The sequence below is a fragment of the Mycobacterium sp. genome (genome assembly GCF_050701675.1).
Lineage (GTDB): Bacteria > Actinomycetota > Actinomycetes > Mycobacteriales > Mycobacteriaceae > Mycobacterium.
On record NZ_JBOGDD010000225.1, the window covers coordinates 1 to 1,766 of the forward strand.

The 1,766-nt window shown below is 66.3% G+C and carries 3 protein-coding genes; all 3 read left to right on the forward strand.

From position 1 onward, the window contains the following. Nucleotides 1–478: sugar phosphate isomerase/epimerase family protein (locus ACRDUX_RS06505; RefSeq protein ID WP_526412134.1), on the forward strand; the 478-nt coding region annotated here is incomplete at its 5' end. Continuing rightward, a complete protein-coding gene (locus ACRDUX_RS06510) occupies nucleotides 475–1,569 on the forward strand; it encodes an SDR family oxidoreductase (RefSeq protein WP_526412136.1) in 1,095 nt (364 codons plus the stop codon). The genes ACRDUX_RS06505 and ACRDUX_RS06510, both read left to right, overlap by 4 nt. Further along, nucleotides 1,566–1,766, forward strand: a 201-nt coding sequence (locus tag ACRDUX_RS06515; RefSeq protein WP_526412138.1) for a hypothetical protein, incomplete at its 3' end; no start/stop codon positions are given. The genes ACRDUX_RS06510 and ACRDUX_RS06515, both read left to right, overlap by 4 nt.

The following is a 1,766-nucleotide window of genomic DNA, read 5'->3' on the forward strand; positions in this document are numbered from 1 at the left end:
GCGCGGGATACTGCTGGCGCTGGAACCGATGCCCTTGACCAACGTCGTGACGATCGCTCAGGGCCGAGATCTCGTCGAGGCAGCCAGCCATCCCGCCGTCGGACTCTGCGTCGACGTATGGCACGTCGAGCGCGGCCGCTCGCCCTTGGCCGACGTGCGCAACCTACCGGTCGAGCGCATCGTGGCGGTCGAGATCGACGACGCGCCCGCCGAGCGGGTGGGCTCGTTCTTCGAGGACACCATCTTCAACCGCCGCTTGCCAGGGGAGGGGGACTTCGACGTCGCCGGATTCGTCGATGCCATCCGAGCCACCGGATTCGACGGCCCGTGGGGCGTGGAGATCCTCTCCGAGGTACAGCGGCGGCTTCCGGTGAACGAGGCCGTCGACGCCGCCTTCGGCGCCGCCAAGGTCGCCCTGGGCGAGGCCGATCCCGCGGCTCCGCTCAAGGCCGTCCCCACCGTAGCGACGCATCGATGACCGGCCGCCGCGCAGTAGTCCTCGGGGCCGAGGGCATCATCGGAACGTACGTCCGTCACGCCCTACTCGAGGACGGATGGGAGGTCGCGGGGGTAGCTCGCCGTGCCACCACGGTCGATCATCCGCGCTATACCCACATCCGGGCCGACCTGCTGCAGCCAGAGTCGTTGCGCGAGGGACTCGGCGCCTTCCCCGAGGCGACGCACCTCTATCACGCAGCGTTCGTGCTGGCCGAGTCTCGGGCCGCAGAGGTGGCACCCAACCTAGCCATGCTGGTCAACGGAGTGTCGGCAGTCGAAGCGACGTCGACGGCCCTCGAACACGTCTGCCTGTTCGAGGGCGGCAAGTGGTACGGATGCAACACGGGTCCCTTCAAAACCCCTGCCTACGAAGACGATCCGCGAGTGATGTCGCCGATGTTCTATTACGACCAGGAGGACTACCTACGACGTCGGCGCAGGGAGGGGGCCAGCTGGCATTGGTCCGCGCTGCGCCCGGAGGGGGTGGGCGGCATCGCACTGGGCACTCCCCAGAACCTGTTGATGGTCCTGGTGTTGTACGCGGTGATCTGTCGTGAGTTGAACATTCCCTTGCGGTTCCCCGGCAGCCCCGAATGTCGCGATGCGCTGTACGAGATGACCGACGCGCGCCTACTGGCCCGCTCGGCCCTGCACACCTCGACCACCGAGACATGCTTCGACGAGGCGTTCAACGTCACCAACGGTGATTCCTTCCGTTGGCGCGACATGTTTCCCTATGTGGCGTCGCTGCTCGGCATGGACTACGCCGGGACACAGACACTCAACCTCGGCGAAGCCATGGCCGACAAGGACGCGTTGTGGGACGCCACGGTGAAGCGCTACGGCCTCGCCAAGCACCGGCTCGAGGAACTTGCGGCCTGGCAAATCGGGGACAACCTCTTCAACTGGGGGTGGGACAACGTGCGCAGCACCATCAAGTTGCGCAAGACCGGCTTCGAGGACTGCATCGACTCGCGTGACATGGTTCGCGACGTCATCCAGGAGATGGTCGACCTGCGGCTCATCCCGCCGGCAGCAGGAGTGCAGGCACCGATCCGGGCGGTGGGATGACGCGCCGAAACGTGATGTGGAACGGCACGTGCGCACACCTGCCCTTCGCCGAGCAGCTCGAAGCGACGCGCCTGGCGGGCTGTGAGTTGCTGACGATCACACCGCTGACGTACTCGTGCCTCGTCGAACAGGGACTAGGTGCCAAGGAAATCCGTGCCGCAGCCGACGACGCCGGAGTGCGCGTGAGTCATCTGGAC